Raw genomic sequence first — 20,807 nt, forward strand, 5'->3', positions numbered from 1 at the left:
GATTAATCTCCGCGCAACGCTTCCGCTGGATTCACCCGCAGCGCTCGCCGCGCCGGAAGCAGGGACGCGAGCGAAGCGACGACGATCAACGCCGCCATCGTGACCGCGAGCGACGGCGCATCGACGATCGGAACATCAACCAGCATCGCCCGAATCGCACGACCGGCCGCGATCGATGCGGCCAGCCCGATGACCAGTCCGACGCCCGCCAACCGCAATCCATCCGACATCACGAGCATCATCACCGACGGATCGGCGGCGCCGAGCGCGCGACGCACGCCGATCTCGAATCGCCGCTGCGACACGCCGTACGAGATCACGCCATACGCACCAATGCCCGCGAGCAGCAGCGCAAGCCCCGCGAACCCCGCGAGCAGCGCGGTGTTGAATCGGCGCACCGCCACCGACTGGCCCGCGACCGCCTCGAGGGTTCGCACCTCCGAGACCGGCGCATTCGCGTCCAATGAATGCACGACGCGATTCACCTGCGCCGTGTAGCCGAGTGGATTGCCGTTCACGCGCAGCAACAGCGCCATCGACCGCGGCATGAAGTACGCGCTCTTCGCCGATTGAGCGTACGCGAAGTACATCGTCGGTTCCACCACGTCGCCGAAGCCGCGCGCCCGGATGTCGCCGACGACTCCGACGATGCGAAGGTACGGCGCGTCATCGCCCCCGAGCTGGATACGCTTGCCGATCGCACTCGCTCCCGGCCACGCACTCTCCGCGAGCTTGCGACTCACGACCACGACGAGCTCGCCGTCGGCGCGATCCTGCGCGGTGAACGATCTCCCTTCGTACAATGGAATGCCCGCCGCCTTGAAGTATCCCGGCGTGACCTGTTGCGGCACCGCGAATGGCCAACGCCCATCGGGAAAGACGCCGCCTTCCGGACGATAGCCCCACAATCCGCCTGCATCCACGACCGGCAGCCATCCCGACGCTCCGACCTCCCGCACACCGGGCACGGCGCGCAGTCGACTCACCAATTGATCGAAGAAAACCGCCGCGCGTGCGTCGTTGTACTCTCGCGGCGAGATCGAGACCTTCGCCGTCAACACGTTTGCGGGATTGAAACCCACGCCCGCCTTCTCGAGATGCCACAGGCTGCGCAACAACATGCCCGCGCCGGTCAGCATCATCACGGCGAGCGCAACTTCGGCGATCACGAGTCCGCGCCGCGCGATTCCGCGGCCGCTGTCGATCGCGGTGGTCTTGCCGCCTTCGTTCAACGTGCTCACCGGATCGGACCGCGAGCCACGCCACGCCGGCATCACGCCAACGAGCACACCGGTCGCCATTGCTACGACCGCGGTGAACGACAACACGCGCCAGTCGATACCGATCTCGTCGAGGCGCGGGATTGATGGCGGCGCGAGCGCAATCAACGCGCGATCGCCCGACCACGCGAGCAGCAGGCCCAACGCGCCGCCGATGCACGACAAGGCAACGCTCTCGGTAAGTAGTTGTGTCGCGAGGCGCCGCGGTGAGGCACCGAGGGCGCTGCGCACCGCCATCTCGCGCCGCCGCGCTTCGCCGCGCACCAGCAGCAGGTTCGCGACGTTCGCGCACGCGATGAGCAGCACGAAACCCACGGCACCGAGCAGCGACAGCAAATACGGTCGTGTGCTTCCGACGACGTCGTCGTTCACGCTCGAAAAGTGGGGCGTGAGCGGTCGCTTTGGGTCGAAGCGGTTTGGCTCCGCCGCCATGATTCGGCCGGCGACCCCTTTCGCTTCGACCAGCGCCCGCTCGAGCGACACGCCCGGTTTGAGACGCCCGACCATGAACAGGTAGTTGTTCTGCCGATCGCCGGCGCTGTCGACGCGAAAACGTTGCATCGGCATCCAGAGGTCCGTGCGCGCTTCGGGATACGCGAAGTTCGGCGGCATCACGCCGACGATCGTTCGCGCGACGCCTTCGATCTGCACGCGCTGCCCGAGCACGCGGCGATCGCCGCCGAAGTCGCGCTGCCACAGCCCATAGCTCAACACCACCGACGGCGCGATACGAGGCCCGTACTCCTCACTCACGAACGTCCGCCCGAGCAGTGGCTTCACCTGCAGTACCGGAAAGAATTCCTCGGTCGCCCGAATTGCGCGAACACGTTCGGGCGTCGCGGCGGCCGTCAGCGTCGCGTTGCCGCGAGTGTACGCGGCGAGGCCCGACAGCGTTTTCATCCCACGCTTGTAATCGATGAAATCCGGTTCCGAACTCAGCCACGTCGGCGCCTCGTGGCTGAACGAGAACACCTGCTCGGCATGCGGATAGGGCAGGGGACGCAAGAGAATGCCGCTGACGACGCTGAAGATCGCCGCGTTGACGCCGACACCGAGTGCGATCGTCGCGATGATGATCGCGGCAAAGGCCGGCCGTCGCCGAAAGCCGCGCAGGCCGTATTCAATGTCTTGAATCATGGTTTGCATGACGGGCTCGCGGGTGGAGCGAGTGGTGAGTGGCCGCAGGCGTTCGGCCGCCGCGGTGACGATGACGTCGAGAACGGTGCTCGTCCAAAGCAGGAGCATGGATTCGCCGCGCTGGCGCGCCGCGGCGACACGGTCGCGGTGGAAGTCCAGCATGGCGCGCGCGTAGCGTCGCCGAAACTCGGCCGGGTACAACCACAGCAGCCGCGCGTACCACCGTTCGGCGGCGCCGCTCACGGCCGCCCCGGCACGAGTACGCGATTCGCCTCGGCGATGCGCATGAGCGCGCGAAGGCGATACATCTCCGCCGCGAGGACGTGGCGCCCGAATGGCAGCAGGCGGTAATAGATGCGCCGTTCGTCCGCATCCGCATCGACCAGGCGCGGCTCCGTCTCGTCGACCAGGCCATCCGCCTGCAGCTTCCGAACGTGGCGATAGAGATTCCCCGCCTCGAGCGCGATGCGCCCTTCGGTTTGGTCGACGATGTCCTGGCGCAGCCCATAGCCGTGCCGGTCGCCCACGCTCAGCATGGTGAGGATCAGCAACTCGATGGGTTTGAGCGGCAGCAGCGCGTTCGGGTCGCGCTCGCGGCGGCGGCTTGGCGTCATCCGACGGTCCTTTTCAGGAGGTATATGATCAATCCGAGTATACTATGCTCAGCTTGATCATACCGTCAGACAACGCGATTGGCTAAAGGGTTGTCCGCCCCCGCCAGTAGACCAGGGCGGCGGCCACGATCGAGGCCAGCGCCGCCGTGCAAACGCCCGTCCATCGCCACTGGCCCCACGCCCAGACGCCGAGCGCCGAGCCGATCGATCCGCCCGCGAAGTAGGTGACCATGTACACGGTGTTCAATCGGCTATGCTGCTCCGCCGGCAGGCGATAGATCCGCGTCTGATTCGACACGCCCACCGCCTGCATGCCCGCATCGAGCAAAATCACGCCGGCGATCAGCCCGGCGAGCGTTGCGCCGCCAAGCGCAAATATCAAAAATGACGCGGCAATAATGCCGAGTCCGACTCCAACGGTCGCGCGCGGGCTGCGTCGATCGGCGAGTTTGCCGACGAGCGGCGCCGCCGACGCGCCGACGATCCCGACGAGCCCGAACGCGCCGGCGACCGCGCTGCCGTAGTGCAGCGGCGCCAGCTCGAGCCGAAACGCGAGCGTCGTCCAGAACGCGCTGAAGCCCAGGAAGCAGAGCGCGCCGATCGCGCCGGCGTCGCGCACCACCGGCTGTTCGCGCGCGACGGTGACGAGCGATCGCATGAGTGCGGGATACGGCACGTGCGCGCGCTGTGCCTCGCGGGGCAGCGCACGCGCGAGTGCAAACGCGAGCGCCACCATGAGCCCCGCCGCGAGCGCGAACATCGTGCGCCAGCCGGCGATTGCGCCGACCGCGCCGGCGACGACCCGCGCCGCCAGAATGCCGATGAGCAGTCCGCCCATCACGCGTCCGACGACGCGCCCGCGACTCGACGCATCGACGAGTCCCGCGGCGAATGGAATCACCAGCTGCGGGACCACGGTCGTGACGCCGACGGCGAAGCTCGCGGCGGCGAGAAGCATGACGTTCGGCGCGATCGCCGACGCGGCGAGCGACGCCGCGACACACCACAGCAGCACGACGATCAACTTCCGCCGCTCGATGATGTCGCCCAGTGGGACGAAGAAGAGCAACCCGACCGCGTAGCCAAGCTGCGATGCCGTCGAGACGAGTCCGACGCGTCCGTTCGTCAGCCCGAACGTGCGGCCGATCTCGGGCAGGAGCGGCTGACTATAGTAGAGGTTCGCGACGACGGCGCCCGCGGTGAACGAGAGCAGGCGGATGGGAAGCCGTGGTTCGGCGGGCGACGGCGGTTCGTCCATCGGCGGAAACCTAGCCCGTTCCCGTGCGGTATAGTTTGCACCGAATGCGCACGCATCGCACCGACGTTCAACTGCGCTTCGGCGACACCGACGCGCTCGGCCACATCAACAATGCGAGCTTCGCGTCATACGCCGAGCTCGGGCGACTCGACTTCTTGTCGACGCTCGGCGGGTCGGTGCGGTCGCTCATCCTCGCGAGCCTGTACATCGACTTTCGCCGTCAGGTCGCGCTCGGCGACCGCGTGCGCGTCGAGTCGTGGGTGGAAAAGCTCGGCCGCACGAGCATGACACTCGCGCAAACGATCTACGCGAACGACGCGCGTGCGGCCGATGTCAAGTCTGTTGTGGTGCACTTCGATTACGACACGAATACGGCGAAGGAGTTGACGGAGGGAATGCGGGAAGTGCTGGCGCCTTTCGTGTCATCCTGAGCGAGCGCGCAGCGCGAGTCGGACGAGCCTCTTTAGAACACCACCGGCTTCGAGACGACGATCGGCTCCAGCCCCAGTCGCTTGGCCTCGACGTTGAACGCCGGCAGGTCCGTTCGCATCACCTGCTGCAGCCGGTCGGTCTGCACCTTCAGCTCCGCTTTGAGATCGTTAAAGATTGGGTATGCACTCGCGATCGGCTTCGCGTCGGTGTTGCTGACGACGCCAAGCAGCGAGGCGAGACGGTTGTTGACCTTGATGGGGAAGTTGAGCGGATCCTGTCCACTCTGATTCCGCACCTGGTAGATATCGCCCTCGACCGCGGTTGCGTCCTTCGTCAGCTTGTCCCCCGCCGACTTGAGCTTTGCGTCCTGCGATTTCGCGAGTCGGTCGGTGACCTGTCGCTGCACGTCGCGAATCTCGAGGACCGCCTTGTTCGCCTCGCTGACCTTGTCGCGGAGTTGAATCGCGAGCGCGAACTGCGCTTGCAGATCCGCGTCGGTCGCTTCGTGCATCGGATTGCGCTTCACGACGAGCGGCTGCGTGATCGTCTTGTTGTCGGCGGTCAGGCGCACCGTGTATTTCCCGGGCGGCGCGAATGGTCCGTTCGTCGATCCGCCCCACAGGATCATGTTCGGGAACGTCGTCGCGGGCGCGTAGCGCAGATCCCACGCGAACGAGTTCAACCCGGCATTGCGTCCGGGATTCACGTTGCCGAACCCACCGCGACCACCCCGTCCTCCGCGTCCCGCAGGTGCTTCGGAGTCCGCCGGCGCCGCGCCGCGTCCGCCGCGGCCGGCGGCGTTCGCCGCGTTCGCCGCGTTCGCCGTGTCGGGGTACGAGCGAATGACCTGGCCCTTGCTATCAAGGATCTCTAATCGAACGGCCTGGGCTTGCTGCTTGAGCACATACTGAATCGTCGCCGGCTGCGAGCGGATGGCATCGGCCGGCTTGAACAGCACCGGATCGGCGCTCGCCATTGCCGCGGCGTTGTACTGCCGCAGCGGCTGGATGTTGTCCAGGATGTAGAATCCACGCCCGTGCGTGGCGATCGCCAGGTCGTGATCCACGACGATGAGGTCCCACACGGGAATGTCGGCGAGGTTCAAGTTGAGCGACTCCCAGTGATCGCCGTCGTCGTACGAGACGTAGATGCCGTGCTGCGTGCCCGCGTACAACAGGCCCTTGCGCGTCGGATCCTCACGGACCGCGTGAACGAAATCGTCGCCGCGAATGCCGGTGACGATCTTCGTCCACGTCCTGCCCATGTCGTGCGTGCGATAGACGTACGGCGCCTTGTCGTCGAGCAGGAAGCGTTTGACCGCTACGTACGCCGTCGCCGAGTCGAAGGCGGATGCGTCGATCTGACTCACGCGCCCGAAGTCGGGCATGTCTTTCGGCGTGACGTTGCTCCAGCTCTTCCCGCCGTCCTTCGTGACGCTGATGATGCCGTCGTCCGAGCCCGCCCAGATGACGTTGGTCGTGCGCTTCGACGGCGCGATCGAGAACACGACGGCGTACACTTCGGGGCCGTTCATGTCGCGCGTGATCGGACCACCCGACGGTCCCATCGTCTTCGGATCGTGGCGCGTGAGGTCGGGGCTGATGCGCTCCCAGCTGTCGCCGCCGTTCGTCGTCTTCCACACGTGCTGCGAGCCGGCGTAGAGAGTTTTCTTATCGACGGGCGAGAAGACGATCGGATAGGTCCACTGCCAGCGCTCCTTGATCACCGCCGACTCTTCGCCGGAGAACATGCGCGGATAGGGACTGACCTCACGCACTTCGCCGGTGCGGCGATTGAGCTTGGTGAGAAAGCCGCCACCGTTCGCGTTCGTTCCGGAATAGAAAATGTCCGGGTCGCGCGGATCGGGCGCGATGTATCCGTCCTCGGAGCCGCCCGGACTGAACGTCTCCGGCGCCGCATTGCCTCGGCCGCCGCCAAACCCGCGGCCGCCGCCCGGTTGCGCGCTCGAGACGCAGGTCTCGCTCGCGTCCTGCTGCGAGCCGCAGACGAAATACGGCAAGTGCGCGGTCGCCACGACATGATAGAACTGTCCCGTGCGATACGTCTTGGCGCTCCACGTTGGATTGTCGGCCAGCGCGTCGAACGTCACGTCGCCGCCGGGATCCGCCGCATGCAGCACGTGGTTATCGTCATCCGGATCGATCCACAAATCGTGTGAATCGCCGCCGGCGAAGTTCTGTTGCGCGAAGGTCTTTCCACCGTCGCGCGAGCGATACGTGCCGACGTTCTCGACGTACACGAGATCCTTGTTCTTCGTGTCGGCGAAGACGTGCGTGTAGTAGAACGCGCGCTGCCGGAAGCGGCGTTCGTTGTTCACGAGCGTCCACGTCGCGCCGGCGTCGTCGGAGCGGAACAACCCGCCGTTCTCGTTCTCGACGAGCGCGAACACGCGATTCGGATCGACGGGCGACACCGAGATGCCGATCTTCCCATCGACGCCCGCGGGCAAGCCTTGATTGCGCGTGATGTCCGTCCACGTCTCGCCGCCGTCAGTCGACTTGTACATGCCCGATCCCGGACCGCCGCTCGACATCTGCCATTCCTTGCGATACGCCTCCCACAGCGCGGCGTACATCACGTTCGGATTCTGCCGATCGATCTCGACGTCGATGCCGCCAGACTCCGGTCCCTTGTACAGCACGCGCCGCCACGTCTTGCCGCCGTCGGTCGATTTGTAAATCCCGCGCTCGTCGGAGTTCGCGCCGTATTTTCCGAAGTCGGAGACGAACACGATGTTGGGATTCGTCGGATGAATGCGAATGTGCGAGATCGCGTCGGAATTCGAGAAGCCGATATGCGACCACGTCTTGCCGGCATCGGTCGACTTGTACACGCCGTCGCCCGGCTGGATGTCGCCGCGAATCTCGGCTTCGCCCATGCCGATGAATACGATGTTCGGATCGGTCTCGGAGACCGCGACCGCGCCGACCGACGAGCTGTGAATCTGCCCGTCGGTAATGTTCGTCCACGACGCGCCGCCGTCGGTCGTCTTCCACAAACCACCGCCGGTTGCGCCGGCGTAGCCGAGCTTCGGTTGTCCCTTCACGCCGCTGATGGCGATCGAACGCCCGGCGTGGTCGGGCCCAATGCTTCGCCAACGAAGCCCTTTCGCCAGCACGGTGTCTGTCGCCGCGGACGCCGGGCGATGAACGAACGTCGACACGCGCGGGGCGATCGGTGCGACGGTGGCAAATGCCGCTGCTGCTATACCAGCTCCAAACATCATTCGTGACATGAGTGTCGCGCTCCGGGGGTAGGGAGTATGGGACACCTAATCTTGCGCGAATGCGGCAGTGCGCGCCATGCTGTTGCCGTTCTTCCCGCCTCGCGTCGCACCGAACGCAGTGGTACGCCCATCGCCCGCTGTCATCCCTTCCTCCGGAGCGCCGCCGATGCCATCGCATGTCAACTACGTCGCCGTCCTCGTTACCGCCGTCGTCATCTTCATGCTCGGCGGCCTGTGGTACTCGAAAGCGTTGTTCGCGAAGCAGTGGGTCGCGCTGCAGGGCAAGACGATGGAAGACTTCGAAACGGAAGGAAAAAAGGGCGCGACGCCCGTCATGCTCCTGCAGGTCTTCATCTGCGGGCTGGTGGTGGCGTACGTCGTCGCGGTGATCGAAAACCATTTCATCAATCTCACGATCGCGCGCGGACTGATGGTCGGGGTGCTGCTCTGGCTCGTCGCCGGCGTTACGAGCTACGGCACGGGACTTTTCTCGTTTCAGCGCCGCGGACTGTGGATGATCAACTCCGGGTACAATCTGGTGTCGATGGTCGTGGCGGGAATCATTTTGGCGGCGTGGCGGTGAACGACAACAGCTCGCACGCGGACTAACGCTGTCACGGCACAGACTAACGCGGACAAAACCAGGGGCCCGTGGCCGAGTCGAGAATCGGTCGCCGAGGCCCTGGTTTTTTCTTGCTTTTTCTGGTGTGCTGTCGTTCTGGTGTGCTGTCGTTCTGGTGTTCTGGTGTTCTGGTGTCGTCCGCGTGAGCCCGCGAAGTGCCCGCGTTAGTCCGCGTGCGCCAGCAGTCGCTCTTCACGCATTTGGTTTTCTGCCCTTGTCCGGCCCCGTCGACGACGATCCCTCGCTGCCTTCGGACGCACTGATCGCGCGCTCGGGACGCACGTTGTCATCCTCGACGACCTTCTCCGGCTCCTGCGTCTCGCCCTCGGCGGTCGACCTCGTGCCCGCACGGCTCTGATCGGCTCGCCCGACGTTCCTTTCAGTCTCGCGCATGTTCGCTCCGTATGGGTCGGTCATACCGAGGGCAATCGACGTACCGAGCGATTCAATCCGCCCGCAGCGCCTGCACGGGGTCAATTCGCGTCGCACGCCGCGCCGGGAGATACGCCGCGAGTGCGCCGACTCCGAGCAACACCAGGCACGCGGCGCCGAGCGATACGGGATCCGTCGGGCTCGTCTGGAAGAGCAGCGAAGTCACCAGGCGCGACGACACCAGCGCGAGCACGAGGCCGGCCACAACCCCGACGCCTGTCACGATCGCCGCCCGTCCGAGCACCGCGCGTCGCACGACCGACGCCGGCGCGCCAAGAGCGAGACGAATTCCGATCTCGCGCGTTTGATCGCGCACGAGCGACGCCATCACGCCGTATAACCCGATCGCCGCGAGCAGCAATGCCACCAGCCCGAAGCTCGACATCAACAACGCGCCCAACCTCGGCTGCGCCAGCGGCTGGGCGAGCACGTCATCCATCGTGCGAGGATTCCACAATTGTAAATCGGGATCGACGTCCTTGCCGGCGGTGCGCAGCGCGGGAACGAGCGCGGCGAGATCGACGCTGCTCCGCAAGATGAGAACGCCCTGCCAATACCCCTGCATCGACGGCATGTAGACCGTGGGCGACGCCTTCCGCACCGTTCGGAGATGTGTGTCATGGGCGACGCCGACGACGGTGCGCCACGCCGCGCCACCGATGTAACCCGCCTGATCTCCACCAGGCATCTTGATGCGTTTGCCGATCGGATTCTGCCCGGGCCAGAGCTGGTTGGCGACCGATTCACTCACGATGGCGACGAGCTCCGAGCCCGGACCGTCCGCATCGGTGAACGCCCGTCCACGCTCGATATGGATGCCGAGCACTTTAAAGAAGTCTGAACCCGCGCACTCGAGCACGAACGACGGACTCCGCGCGACGTCCGCATCGGCCTGGCCTTCCACCTGGAACTTCGCGAACCACACCCCGTCGCCGAGCAGCGGCGGTGCCACCATCTGCGCGACCGCAGTGACCCCCGGTATCTCGCGCAGCCGATGCACGAGACGATCGCCCAGCTGAACCATCTTGATGACGGAATCCTGGCGCTTCGCGTTCCATGAATACCCCATGCTCGACACGTGGTCGGTCGTGTACCCCGCGTCCTGACCTTCGAGGCGCGCGAGACTCCGCGCCAAGAGCGCCGCGCCGCCGAGCATCAGCATCGCGAGCCCGACCTGCGCGGTCACGAGCGACTGTCGAATCGCGCGCCGGCGGCGCGTCTCGCCGCCGGAACGTCCGTCCATCCGCAACGGCGACGCGAGACTCCCGCGCGCCGCGATCAGCGCCGGCGCCAATCCGAAGATCAACACCGCCGCGGCCGACACGCCGACCGCGAGCACCAGCGGCGTTCCCGACAGCTGGATGTCGTCGACGCGCGGAAGATTCGATGGCGCGAATCGCACGAGCGCGTCGAGCAGCGCGATGGCGACGAGAAGCCCCAGCGCGCCGCCGGCGATCGCGATGACCGACGCCTCGACGAGCAGCTGCACGACGATGTCGCCGAGCGAGGCTCCCAACGCGCGCCGCACGGCGATTTCCCGCATGCGCGAGGACGCACGCAACAACAACAAATTGCCGACGTTGAGACACGCGATGAGCAGCAACAATCCCACCGCGGCGCTCAGCAGTGCGATCACCGGTCGTACGTTGCCGACGACGGTCTCGGTGAACGTCGCCGCGTGGGCGCCCTTGAAGTCGGCGTCGGGTGCGAGACGCTGCTCCATCGACAGATATTCGTTGCGCGCGCTCGCGAGCGTTGCTCCCGGTTGGAGCCGCGCGACCGCGAACGCCGATACACCCGACTGCCATCCCGCCCACATCGGCTGCCAATAATCCGCGTTGGCCGGATAGTCGAATCCCGCCGGTGCGACGCCGACGATCTCGAACACGGAATGCAGGTACGGTTCGACCAACCGTCGTCCGATAACCCCGGGGTCTCCGCCGAACTGCTCCTTCCACGCCCGATAGCTCAACACCATCGCCGACGGTGCTTGATTCGATCGCTGCAACGACCCATCGGGATAATCATCGCTCGGCTTCATCAATCGTCCGAGCGCGGGGCGCACCCCGAGGACGTCGAAGAAGTTGCCCGTCACCATGCCGCGATTGAGCGTGACCGACCGATTCCCGTCGATGAACGGATACGGAGTCGCCGGCCAGTGCGCCACCGCGGCGATGTCGCGCATGGTGTGTGATTGCTTCCGCACCACCGACAGCTCTTTCGTGCCCACCGCATAGTCGGCGCTCGGATCGTTGCGATAGGTCCACATCACCACGACATGATCCTGATCCGTCACGGGCAGCCGGCGCACGAGCACCGTGCGGAACACCGTGAACATCGCCACCGACATGCCGATGCCCAGCCCCAGAATGAGCACCGCGGTCACAAAGAAGCCCGGCGTGCGCCGAAATCCGCGCAGCGCAAAGCGCCCGTCGCTGACCAGCCGATCGAGGACCGCCGTCATCCCGACACCCGCCGCTATTTAGAGTTCTAGAACAGCCCGACCCGGCCCTTCACCGACGCGATGAGCCTCGTGGGATCGTAGCCGATGCCGTCCTTGAATACGACACTCACCTTGCGCACATCCTCTATGCGCGCCGACGGATCGCCGTCGATGAGCACCAGATCGGCCTGCTTGCCGACGGCGACCGATCCGATCGTGTTCGCGCGCCCCAGGTAGGTGGCGCCGTTCAGCGTGCAGACCTTGATCGCCTCGAGCGGCGTGAGCCCGCCTTCGACGAGCAGCTCCAGCTGGCGTTGATCCGAATAGCCGGGAATCACGCCGCCGCCGCCGGTCGGGTCCGTGCCCGCGAGCAGCAGGCCGCCGGCATGGAAGAAGTCGACCTCCCACTGCCGCATCTTGGGAAAGAGCTTGCCGTAGAGCGATGCCGGATTGTGGTCGATGAACGTCTTGAGCTGCAGGAACTGGTCGCGGAGGAGCGGATCGAGCACGTCGATGCCCGGCGGCACGGGTCGGCCCGGCGTATAGGTCTCGAACACCGTCAGCGTCGAGGTGAGCGCCACGTGATGTTGTATGAGATCTCGAATCAGTGACTTGATCGAATCGGAGGCGGGGTCCATCGCGGCCATCACAGCCTGTGTCGCGGCCTGCCCGGGACACACGTCGGGCTTCTTGTTCGGCGCGAAGTCGGTCGACGCAAAGAATCCGTGCTCGAGATCGTCGATGCCGAGCGCCGCGGCCTCGCGATAGGTCACCGAGCAGAGATGTCCCGTGATCTTCATGCCCAGCTTGTGCCCCTCGGCCACCGACGCCTTGAGCTCGTCGCGCGTGATGTGCATGTACGCCTTGAGCGACGTCGCGCCGATCCCGTGCCAGTAGTCGATCAGCGCGCGCGCGTCGGCCGCATCCTTCAGCTCGTGAACCTGCATGAAGTTGAGGCCGGGGCCTTCGAGGTACGGCGCCGTCGCATCGATCCACGGTCCCGCGCGATCGCCACGGTCGATCGCCTGCTTGATCTCGATCTCGGCGAACCCATTCATGTTGCCGCCGGTGCGCATCGACGTGACGCCGCCGGCGAGATAGAGCCTCACGAACGATTCGGTGAGATTTGCATAGACGGGCGGCGCGCCCATGAGCACCGGCGACGTCGGGTAAAACAGATGCTCGTGCATCATCACGAGACCGGGGATCACCGACTTGCCGGTGCCGTCGACGACGCGCGCGCCCGCAGGGACGGCGACTTGCGCGGCGTCGCCCAGCGAGGCGATGCGCCCGTCACGAATGATGAGCGTTTGATCGGCGCGCGCCGGAGCACCCGTGCCGTCGATCACACGCACGTGAGTGATCGCCACGACGTCGGTGTCGATCGCGACGAACTGTCGAACCGCGGGAGCCAGCTTGGGGCGCTGCGCCGACGCCGGCATTGCGATGAACGAGCCGACCGCAGCCGTGGAGAAGAGCAGGGATTTGAGCATTCCCGAACTTGCCTGAGCGGGGCCACCGATGCCAGCGCCCCCCTGGACACCGGCATATCCATGGAGTAATATATATGTCATGAAGCGCACGAGCCTGTTCATCGACGATCAGCTGATCAAACGGCTGCAGAAGCTCGCCCGCACGCGCGGCGTGAGCTTCGCTACCGTCGTGCGCGAAGCGTTGGCCCAGTATCTCACCGCGCCCGGAGCGAACACCGGCGTGCCGTCCATCGCCGGACGATTTCGGAGCGGACATGCCGACACGTCGGAACGCGTGGACGAGCTGTTGTGGACCGACCCGCACGCATGAGCCGTCCGTGCCACGACGGCCAGCACGAAAGCCGTATTGAGCGATGACGGTCGTCGCCGACACCGGGGCGATCTACGCGTTGATCGATGCCAGCGACGCATGGCATGACGACGTCACCGCGTGGTGGGCGGCAGCCGTTGACGACATCGTCCTGCCGGTGACGATCGTTCCCGAAGTCGCCTACCTGCTACAGCGGCGCATCGGCGCGGTGGCCGAAGAGGCGTTCGTGCGCTCGATCGCGGACGCCGAGCTCGTGGTCGAGCCACTGCTCGACGAGGACATGCCGCGCATTGCCGACATCATGCGCGGGTACCGCGACCTTCCGCTCGGCTTCGTCGACGCGTCGGTGATCGCCGTGGCCGAGCGGTTGGGGACGCGCGACGTGCTGACGACGGATCGCCGGCACTTCGCCGTCGTACGTCCGGGGCACGCGCGCAGCCTGGCGCTGCTGCCCTGAACGAGCCCCGAGAACGAGTCGTCAGCTGCCCATCATGTACTTGCAGCCTTCGTCCTGCGCCTTGAGCACGGCGAAGAATCCGGACGGCTGAATGATCACGCCCGGAATGAGGTGTTCCCTGGCGCGCTTGGCGGCGTCGTCGTGCGAGAGCTTGTCCTTCGCGGCGTACTGCGACACGACGTACTGGTACGCGAGTCCGCAGGCGAGCACGATGCCACCGCTCTGGATGAACGCGGGGATGTTGTAGTCCTTCATCGCCGCGGGGCCGTCGGTTGGAATCTTCGAGAGCGGATTGTACCTGATCCACTTTCCAGTTTTCTCATCTTTCCACTTGACGTCCTTGCCGATGCCCAGGTGATCCCAGAACTGGTCATCCATCACCATGGGGATTGCGTCGTGCCGAAAGACGACGACCGGCGTGACCTCTTCCTTCGGCGTGCCGAAGACCTTGTTGATTTGCGAGCGCCACATCACGGCGCGAAATAGCGCCCCGCCTTCGTCGACCTGCGGCGAGTCGAACACGGCGCGTGACTTGCCGCGCAGGCGGTTGACCCAGGTCAAATCCGTGTCGTCCACCGCGGTGTTCGCGCCGAGCGCGCGCTCATCGCCGTGCAGGGCGAGCGCGCGATCGATCGGCATCGCCGCAAGAAGACCGGTGGACGCTGCTTTGGTGAAGAACTCGCGGCGAGAGGGCATGGAGGGGGAAGCTGAAGGTCCGTCGTCGAGACGCGCGTGCGTCGCCGAGTTGACGCCCCAATCTGGCGAGTGGCGCGAGGACGCGCCATAATCGGCGATCCTCCCTTCTGCCCCCAATGAAAAAACTTCTTGCGCTCGTGTTCGCCGCGGCGACTTCGGCCGCTGCTCAAACGCCTGATTCCGCCACGCTCGCATCGATGAAATGGCGGTCGATCGGCCCGGTGAACATGGCCGGCCGCATCACCGACGTCGAAGCGGACCCGCACAATCCCAAGACGTTCTACGTGACCGGCGCCACGGGCGGCGTTTGGAAAACGATCAACGCCGGCACCACGTTCATTCCCTTGTGGGATCACGGGCCGATCGCGTCGGTCGGCGACATCGCGATTGCGCCGAGCGATCCGAAAACGCTGTATCTCGGGACGGGCGAAGACAACGCGCGCAACTCGGTCGCGCCGGGATGGGGCGTCTACAAGTCGACCGACGGCGGCGTCACCTGGCAGTCGGTCGGGCTCGAGAAGACGCAGCACATCGGGCGCATCGTCGTGCATCCGACGAACCCGAACATCGTGTACGTCGCCGCGGTCGGCGCGACGTGGGCGTCGAATCCCGAACGCGGGTTGTACAAGACGACCGACGGCGGCAAGACGTGGAAGCTGTCGAAGTTCGTGAGCGACAAGGCCGGCTTCATCGACGTCGCGATGGACCCGCGCGATCCGAACACGCTCTATGGGGCCTCGTGGGAGCGCTCGCGCGGTCCCTACTATCTCAAGAGCGGCGGACCGGGGTCGGCGCTGTGGAAGACGACCGACGGTGGTGCGACCTGGCACGAGATCAAAGGCGGCGGATTTCCCGAGACGCAGAAAGGCCGCATGAACATTCAGATCGCGCCGAGCAATCCGAACATCGTGTACGTGATGGTCGAGGCGGATTCGGTGCGCGGCGCGAAGCCGCAGCGGCTCTTGAGCGGCTTGTACAAGTCGACCGACGCGGGTCGCACCTGGAAATGGCAGAGCACCATCGATAACCGGCCGTTCTACTTCTCGCAGATTCGCGTCGATCCGAAGAATCCGAACCGCATCTATCGCATGGCGGTGGATTTCCAGTTCTCTGATGACGGCGGCTACTCGTGGCGCACCGGCATGTTCGGCAATCACGAGGACTATCACGCGATGTGGATCGACCCGAACGATCCCGAGCATTTCATCATCGGCGGCGACGCGGGGATTTTCCAGACGTGGGACCGCGGCGGCACGTACGACTCGATGAACAACATGGCGATGGGCCAGTTCTACGTCGTGAGCTACGACTATCAGGTGCCGTATCGCGTGTGCGGCGGGTTGCAGGACAACGGCTCGTCGTGCGGCTGGAGCCGGCGGTTGAACGGCCAGCTGCAAATGACCGACTGGTTCGCGCTCTTCGCGGCGGATGGTCTCTACACGGCGCAGGATCCGCTCGATCCCAACATCGTGTACTTCGAGTCACAGGGCGGCAACATGCAGCGCCGCAACCTGGCCACGGGCGAGGTGGTGAACATCAAGCCGCGCACGATCAACGAGAACACGTACGGCGCGCAGATCGCGAACATCAAGGCGCAGGGCGGGCCGAACATGGAGAGCCAGCTCGCCGACGTGCGCACTCGCATGAAGCGCGACATGGCCGATCCCAACGCCGCGCTCCGCTGGAACTGGAACACGCCCTTCTTCGTCTCGGCGCACGACCCGAACGTGTTCTACAGCGGCGCCGACAAGGTGTTCAAATCGGTGAAGAAGGGAAGAGATCCGATCGCGATCTCGCCCGATCTCACGGCGCACGACCCGACGTGGCTGCGCGTGTCCAGCGGGTACGATGCCGACGGGAACCTCGCGGCCGATGGATCGGGCGGCATCACGCGCGACGCGACGGGCGCCGAGGAGAACGCGACGATCGTCGTGATGAATGAATCGCCGCTCAAGGCCGGCATGTTGTTCGTCGGCACGGACGACGGAAAGGTGTGGATCTCGCCGAACGACGGCGGGCGGTGGATCGATATCAGCGATCGTTTCGCCGGGGTGCCCGCGATGACGCACGTGACGGCCGTCGAGCCGTCGCATGCGGATACAAACACCATATACGTCACGCTCGACAATCACCGGCGCGGCGATTTCAAGCCGTACGTGTTCGTGTCGAATGATTTCGGGAAGACGTTCCGTTCGATTACGGCGAATCTCCCCGCGGGCACGGACCGCCCGGGCAGCGTCTATGTGATTCGCGAGGATCCGGTGAATCACAGTTTGCTCTACGTCGGCACCGAGACGGGCGTGTTCGCCTCGTTGAACAAGGGACAGAACTGGTTCCCGCTGCAGAGCAATCTGCCGACGGTGCCGGTGTATGACCTCGAGATTCATCCACGCGATCACGAGTTGATCGCGGCGACGCACGGCCGCGCGGTGCAGATTCTCGACGTGGCGCCGCTGCAGCAGATGAGTGCGAGCGTGCTCTCGGCCTCCGCGCACTTGTTCGCGCCATCGCCGGCGTTCGAGTATGGCCAGATGCTGCCCGCGTCCGAGACGCGCGCGCAGCGGCCGTGGAAGGCGGACGGTGGGCCGAACGGCGCGGAAATCGAGTATCGGTTGTCGTCGCCGTTGCCGAGCGCACCGCGCGTGTCGATCGTGGACGCCGCGGGCGACACGATCGCGCGCATCACGGGGACGAACAGCGCGGGCATCAATCACGTGTCGTGGAGTTTGCTGCCGACCGGCGAGCAGGTCATTCCCGCCGGTGGCATCGCCGGATTCTTCGGCGGCGGTCGCGGTGGACGCGCTGCCGAGCCGCCGGCGAACGTCGCGGGATTCCCGCCGGGGTTCAATCCGCGTCCGGCCGAGCAGAACAACCCGCCGGATACGACGGGGAGTCCGACGGCGCAGGCGCGCGACATCGAGGGGCGCGGCGCGGGTGGTGGACGTGGTGGACGCGGCGGCGGCGGTGGACGCGGCGCTGGTGGTGGCCGCAATCTCGAGCCCGTGGCGACTGGCGACTATCGCGTCGTGCTCGACATGGGCGGGCAGAAACAAGCGCAGGTGCTTCGTGTAATACGTGTCGAACCGGGCGATGTGTCCGTCATGGCACCCATGCGCGAGCGGTAATTCATGTTTCGTTTTCTTGGGCGGTGGCGGCCCGCGACGCTCCTTGCGTCGTGGGTCGGCTACTGGGTCGTACTGGCGGCGATCACGATGGGACCGGGCATCGTCGCGATCTGGAAGGCGACGCAGTCCGGTCCGGGACAGGGAAATGTGTCGCTGAATTTCAGCAACGGCCTGTTTTCATTGGTCGTGCAGGCGAATGGGCACACGACGTATACCGGTTCGGCGCATCTGCTGGCGATCGCGCTGCTCGTCGGCGTGCCGCCGCTCGTGCTGTTCGGGCTGTGGCTTCGCGAGCGTCGGTCGGCCGTCGAGATGGTTTAGCGGCGCACCGCGCTCGGCGGCCACCCAACGCTTTTCCGGCGATCCCTGTCACAGGTTGTACGGATTCTTCCCTGAACCTTTCATGGGAAGCCCGGATTTTGTAGCTTCCCATCAACGTTTCAGGGGAACAGCGTCATGCACCGCTTTCCAGGCCTCCGGCGCTTCATGCACCTCGACCGCGGCGGACGCAGTATCGAGCGGGGCGTCGCTGACGAACTGCGCTTTCACTTCGAGATGACCATGCGAGACCTCATGAATGACGGCATGTCTCCGGACGACGCGCGGCGCGAAGCCGAGCGCCGCTTCGGGAACGTCGAGCGCACCCGCGAGCGGCTCGAGGCAATCGACCGCGCGCGGGTCGAACGCGAGCGCCGCGCGGAATGGTGGGGCGCATTCAGTCAGGATCTGCGCTACGCGCTCCGTGGCCTGCGCTTCGCGCCCGTGTTCGCCGGATTCGTCGTCCTGACGCTGGGCTTGGGCATCGGCGCCAACGCCGCGATGTTCGGCATCGTCGATCGCCTGCTGTTCCGGCCGCCGGCCTTTCTCGTCGCGCCGGAGCGGACGCACAAGGTCTACTTCGCGCGGATGGTCGACGGCAAGGAATTCGTCGGACCGAGCTCGCAGTACCAGCGCTACCTGGATCTCGCGCAGTCGTCGCGGACGATCGAGCGCTTCGCGGCATATTCGCGCCGCCGTCTGGCCGTCGGCAGCGGCGATGCCGCGCGTGAGCTGCAGATCGGCGCCGCGAGCGCGAGTCTCTGGCAAATGTTCGACGCACGCCCGGCGCTCGGCCGTTTCTTCACCGCCGAGGAGGACAAGGATCCGGGCGCCGCGCGCGTCGTCGTGCTGTCGTATCCCTACTGGCAATCCGAGTACGCCGGCGCGTCGGACGTCATCGGCAAGACCATGACGCTCGGCTCATCGATCTACACGATCATCGGTGTCGCGCCGCGGCACTTCTCGGCATTCGAGCTCACGACGCCGTCCGCGTTCATTCCCATCACGGCCGCGGCTGTCGACGGATTCTCGACGATGTGGACGAAGTACCGCAAGAGCTACAACATCTCGTGGCTCGAGGTGTACGCGCGCCGCAAGCCCGGCGTGTCCGCGGACGCGGCGACGGCGGACCTCACGCAGGCGTACCGTCAAAGCTGGGCCGCGAACTTCGCGATGAGCCCGGGGATCGGATCGCTCGCGAAGGTGAAGCCGCGCGCAATTGCCGGGTCGGTTCTTCAGCAGCGCGCGCCGACGCTCTCCGCTGATACGAAAGTCGCGGCGTGGCTGCTGGGCGTCGCGTCGATCGTGCTGCTCATCGCGTGCGCGAACGTCGGCAATCTGTTGCTTGCTCGCGCGTTCGCGCGGCGGCGCGAGATCGCGGTACGGATCGCGCTTGGTGTGAGTCGTGCCCGTTTGGTGAGTCAGCTTCTCGTCGAGAGCATGCTGCTCGCCGTGCTTGGGGCAACGGCGGGCCTCGTGATCGCGCAGTGGGGCGGGCGATTGCTGCGCAGCACGTTGGTGCCGGATGTCGAATGGGACAACACGCTCGGCGACACACGAGTGCTTCTCTTCGCCGGTGCGTGCGCGCTCGGCGCAGGGTTGCTTGCCGGGCTCGCACCCATCGTTCAGGCGGGGCGATCGGACGTTGCCGCTGCTCTCAAGGCGGGCGCTCGTGAAGGCTACGGGCGACGCTCGCGCGTCCGGACCGCGCTGTTGATCGTCCAGGCGGCCATGTCCGTCGTGTTACTTGTCGGGGCCGGTCTCTTCGTGCGCAGCGTACGCACGGTAAACACGCTGCACCTTGGGTACGACGCGGACCGTCTGATCTGGCTCTCGCCGCGTCTGCGCGGCGTGAAGCTGGATTCGGCGCAGCAGCAGGCATTGTACGACGCGCTGATGGACCGCGCACGGGCAAATCGGTCGGTGGCCGGTGTCACGCGCGTCGTCACTGTCCCATTCTCGATGACGTTCAGCGACGACTTCTTCGCGTCGGGCACCGACTCGGTGCGCCAGATCAAGAGCGGCATCATGGAGACCGGGTCGCCAGGCTACTTCGCGACCGTCGGCACGCGCATCATTCGTGGTCGCGACATCAGCGCACAGGATCGCGAGGGAAGCGCGCGCGTTGCCGTCATCAGCGCCGAGATGGCGCGCGCGGGTTGGCCGAATCAGGATCCCATCGGCAAGTGCTTGCGGATGAGCGACGACACCATGCCATGTCGCACGGTCGTCGGCGTTGCCGAAAACATCAAGCTCGGCGATCTGGGTGGACCGCCGGATGCGATTGCGTATCTGCCGGTTGCGCAGGTCAACGCTGGATTCGGATCGCTGTACGTCCGAACTCGCGGCGACGCTTCGTCGCAGACGGATGCAATTCGCCGCGACCTGCAGACCGTCTTGCCGAGCGGGGGATACATCATCGCGACGCCGCTGTCCGACGTGCTCGCGCCGGCGACGCGGTCGTATCGTCTTGGCGCCACGATGTTCGTGGTGTTCGGCATGCTCGCGCTCGCGCTTGCCGCCATCGGGTTGTACAGCGTCGTCGCGTACGGCGTCACACAACGCACGCATGAAATGGGCGTGCGCATCGCGCTCGGCGCGCGGGTTGTCGACGTCGTGGCGCTCATCGTTCGCGACGGCGTGCGGGTGGTCATCGTCGGTGTGGCGATCGGGTTGGCGGTGTCGGCCGCCGCCGGGCACTGGCTCGCCCCGTTGTTGTTCGAGACGTCGCCGCGCGATCCGCTCGTGTTCGCGGGCGTCGGTGTCACGCTGCTCGGGGTCGCGCTCGCGGCGTCATGGCTGCCGGCGCGTCGTGCCGCCCACGTCGATCCGGCGACGGCACTTCGGGTGGACTGAACGCCAGCCGGAAAAAGAACGCCAAAGGAACGCTGAACGGACGTTTGTCGAACGGGCCGTCAGTACGTTCCCGCCTGTGATCTCACC

Annotated in this window: 15 protein-coding genes; 7 read left to right on the forward strand and 8 right to left on the reverse strand. The window is 65.7% G+C overall.

The window, feature by feature from the left end; translation table 11 throughout:
• Positions 1–2: 2 nt before the first annotated feature.
• From VN706_12185 to VN706_12195, 3 genes are all read right to left on the reverse strand, one after another.
• The gene (locus tag VN706_12185) at positions 3–2,660 is read right to left on the reverse strand and encodes an ABC transporter permease (protein ID HXT16385.1); all 2,658 of its coding nucleotides are present in this window, start codon (positions 2,658–2,660) and stop codon (positions 3–5) included.
• A complete protein-coding gene (locus tag VN706_12190; GenBank protein HXT16386.1) occupies positions 2,657–3,031 on the reverse strand; it encodes a helix-turn-helix transcriptional regulator in 375 nt (124 codons plus the stop codon). The genes VN706_12185 and VN706_12190 overlap by 4 nt, the downstream gene beginning before the upstream one ends.
• Before the next feature lie 82 nt (positions 3,032–3,113).
• Positions 3,114–4,289, reverse strand: coding sequence for an MFS transporter (locus VN706_12195; GenBank protein HXT16387.1), 1,176 nt, complete (start codon positions 4,287–4,289; stop codon positions 3,114–3,116).
• Positions 4,290–4,333: 44 nt separating this feature from the next.
• Between VN706_12195 and VN706_12200 the strand changes: the two genes are divergently transcribed.
• Positions 4,334–4,720, forward strand: coding sequence for a thioesterase family protein (locus VN706_12200; GenBank protein HXT16388.1), 387 nt, complete (start codon positions 4,334–4,336; stop codon positions 4,718–4,720).
• Between the two features lie 32 nt (positions 4,721–4,752).
• On the opposite strand, the gene VN706_12205 is transcribed toward VN706_12200, so the two are convergent.
• Positions 4,753–7,905 (reverse strand): glycosyl hydrolase, encoded by a 3,153-nt coding sequence (locus VN706_12205; GenBank protein ID HXT16389.1) that lies wholly within the window; start codon positions 7,903–7,905, stop codon positions 4,753–4,755.
• Between the two features lie 229 nt (positions 7,906–8,134).
• On the opposite strand from VN706_12205, the gene VN706_12210 reads away from it, so the two are divergent.
• Positions 8,135–8,551, forward strand: a complete 417-nt coding sequence (locus VN706_12210) for a DUF1761 domain-containing protein (GenBank protein ID HXT16390.1) — start codon at positions 8,135–8,137, stop codon at positions 8,549–8,551.
• Between the two features lie 231 nt (positions 8,552–8,782).
• Here VN706_12210 and VN706_12215 read toward each other — a convergent pair whose 3' ends face one another.
• Genes VN706_12215 through VN706_12225 form a run of 3 tightly spaced genes read right to left on the reverse strand, consistent with a single transcriptional unit; the run spans position 8,783 to position 12,958 of the window.
• Positions 8,783–9,007: a hypothetical protein gene (locus VN706_12215; protein ID HXT16391.1), complete on the reverse strand. Its 225-nt coding sequence runs from the start codon at positions 9,005–9,007 to the stop codon at positions 8,783–8,785.
• 28 nt (positions 9,008–9,035) lie between these two features.
• Positions 9,036–11,486, reverse strand: coding sequence for an ABC transporter permease (locus tag VN706_12220; protein ID HXT16392.1), 2,451 nt, complete (start codon positions 11,484–11,486; stop codon positions 9,036–9,038).
• 26 nt (positions 11,487–11,512) lie between these two features.
• Positions 11,513–12,958: an amidohydrolase family protein gene (locus VN706_12225; GenBank protein ID HXT16393.1), complete on the reverse strand. Its 1,446-nt coding sequence runs from the start codon at positions 12,956–12,958 to the stop codon at positions 11,513–11,515.
• Positions 12,959–13,037: 79 nt separating this feature from the next.
• On the opposite strand from VN706_12225, the gene VN706_12230 reads away from it, so the two are divergent.
• Positions 13,038–13,268: a CopG family transcriptional regulator gene (locus VN706_12230; protein ID HXT16394.1), complete on the forward strand. Its 231-nt coding sequence runs from the start codon at positions 13,038–13,040 to the stop codon at positions 13,266–13,268.
• A 43-nt stretch (positions 13,269–13,311) separates the two neighbouring features.
• Positions 13,312–13,725 (forward strand): PIN domain-containing protein, encoded by a 414-nt coding sequence (locus VN706_12235; protein ID HXT16395.1) that lies wholly within the window; start codon positions 13,312–13,314, stop codon positions 13,723–13,725.
• 21 nt (positions 13,726–13,746) lie between these two features.
• On the opposite strand, the gene VN706_12240 is transcribed toward VN706_12235, so the two are convergent.
• The gene (locus VN706_12240; GenBank protein HXT16396.1) at positions 13,747–14,421 is read right to left on the reverse strand and encodes a hypothetical protein; all 675 of its coding nucleotides are present in this window, start codon (positions 14,419–14,421) and stop codon (positions 13,747–13,749) included.
• Positions 14,422–14,537: 116 nt separating this feature from the next.
• Between VN706_12240 and VN706_12245 the strand changes: the two genes are divergently transcribed.
• From VN706_12245 to VN706_12255, 3 genes are all read left to right on the forward strand, one after another.
• Positions 14,538–17,546: a hypothetical protein gene (locus tag VN706_12245; GenBank protein ID HXT16397.1), complete on the forward strand. Its 3,009-nt coding sequence runs from the start codon at positions 14,538–14,540 to the stop codon at positions 17,544–17,546.
• Positions 17,547–17,549: 3 nt separating this feature from the next.
• Positions 17,550–17,867: a hypothetical protein gene (locus tag VN706_12250; GenBank protein ID HXT16398.1), complete on the forward strand. Its 318-nt coding sequence runs from the start codon at positions 17,550–17,552 to the stop codon at positions 17,865–17,867.
• A 135-nt stretch (positions 17,868–18,002) separates the two neighbouring features.
• Positions 18,003–20,720, forward strand: a complete 2,718-nt coding sequence (locus VN706_12255) for an ABC transporter permease (GenBank protein ID HXT16399.1) — start codon at positions 18,003–18,005, stop codon at positions 20,718–20,720.
• The last annotated feature ends 87 nt before the right edge of the window (positions 20,721–20,807 follow it).

Source organism: Gemmatimonadaceae bacterium, from assembly GCA_035606695.1.
Taxonomy (GTDB): domain Bacteria; phylum Gemmatimonadota; class Gemmatimonadetes; order Gemmatimonadales; family Gemmatimonadaceae; genus JAQBQB01.

Coding starts and splice junctions, on each gene's coding strand:
- VN706_12190 (HXT16386.1), bottom strand. CDS start 3,031: ATGACGCCAAGCCGCCGCCGCGAGCGCGACCCGAACGCGCTGCTGCCG.
- VN706_12195 (HXT16387.1), bottom strand. CDS start 4,289: ATGGACGAACCGCCGTCGCCCGCCGAACCACGGCTTCCCATCCGCCTG.
- VN706_12200 (HXT16388.1), top strand. CDS start 4,334: ATGCGCACGCATCGCACCGACGTTCAACTGCGCTTCGGCGACACCGAC.
- VN706_12210 (HXT16390.1), top strand. CDS start 8,135: ATGCCATCGCATGTCAACTACGTCGCCGTCCTCGTTACCGCCGTCGTC.
- VN706_12215 (HXT16391.1), bottom strand. CDS start 9,007: ATGACCGACCCATACGGAGCGAACATGCGCGAGACTGAAAGGAACGTC.
- VN706_12220 (HXT16392.1), bottom strand. CDS start 11,486: ATGACGGCGGTCCTCGATCGGCTGGTCAGCGACGGGCGCTTTGCGCTG.
- VN706_12225 (HXT16393.1), bottom strand. CDS start 12,958: ATGCTCAAATCCCTGCTCTTCTCCACGGCTGCGGTCGGCTCGTTCATC.
- VN706_12230 (HXT16394.1), top strand. CDS start 13,038: ATGAAGCGCACGAGCCTGTTCATCGACGATCAGCTGATCAAACGGCTG.
- VN706_12235 (HXT16395.1), top strand. CDS start 13,312: ATGACGGTCGTCGCCGACACCGGGGCGATCTACGCGTTGATCGATGCC.
- VN706_12240 (HXT16396.1), bottom strand. CDS start 14,421: ATGCCCTCTCGCCGCGAGTTCTTCACCAAAGCAGCGTCCACCGGTCTT.
- VN706_12245 (HXT16397.1), top strand. CDS start 14,538: ATGAAAAAACTTCTTGCGCTCGTGTTCGCCGCGGCGACTTCGGCCGCT.
- VN706_12250 (HXT16398.1), top strand. CDS start 17,550: ATGTTTCGTTTTCTTGGGCGGTGGCGGCCCGCGACGCTCCTTGCGTCG.
- VN706_12255 (HXT16399.1), top strand. CDS start 18,003: ATGCACCGCTTTCCAGGCCTCCGGCGCTTCATGCACCTCGACCGCGGC.